1 protein-coding gene is annotated in these 589 nt (G+C 63.2%); it reads right to left on the bottom strand.

From position 1 onward, the window contains the following. Nucleotides 1-589: condensation domain-containing protein (locus JZ00_RS29685; protein WP_046510224.1), on the bottom strand; the 589-nt coding region annotated here is incomplete at both ends.

A 589-nucleotide genomic window follows, 5' to 3' on the forward strand; every position in this document is an offset into this window, starting at 1 on the left:
GGCCAAGGCGTCCGGGGCGTTTTCCGCTTGGCGGGCGATCATCTGATGAATGCAGACGTCCTGTTCGAACGGCGCATCCACAGGATTCCAGTCATGGGTCAGGCGCTGGTGTTCATCGAATTCCAGCATCGACAGCTCACCCAACGGGCGCTCGCCCTGCGCGGTCATCTGCCCGAGCAACTGCACCAGATGCGCCGCCAATCGCTCCACCGTTACAGCCGAGAAACTCGCCCGCTGATAACTCATATGCACCGACAGCTGCCGCTCCAACCCCACCAACAGCGTCAACGGATAGTTGGTCTGCTCCTGGGTGATCGGCGAACCGAAGCGCAAACCGTCCGGCGCGCCCTGCTCCAAGGCCTCGGCGATCGGGTAGTTTTCGAACACCAGCAAACTGTCGAACAACGCGTCGCCGCCCTGCCCGGCCCAGCGCTGGATGTCGAGCAACGCAGTGTGCTCGAACTCGCGCAGGGCGAGGTTCTGCGCCTGCACCGTTTGCAACCAACTGTCCAGCGACTGCTCGGCCCGAGGGCTGGCGATCACCGGCAAGGTGTTGATGAACAAGCCGATCTGCTGCTCGATGCCGGGC

Origin of the sequence: Pseudomonas frederiksbergensis (genome assembly GCF_000802155.2) — a bacterium.
Lineage (GTDB): Bacteria > Pseudomonadota > Gammaproteobacteria > Pseudomonadales > Pseudomonadaceae > Aquipseudomonas > Aquipseudomonas frederiksbergensis_A.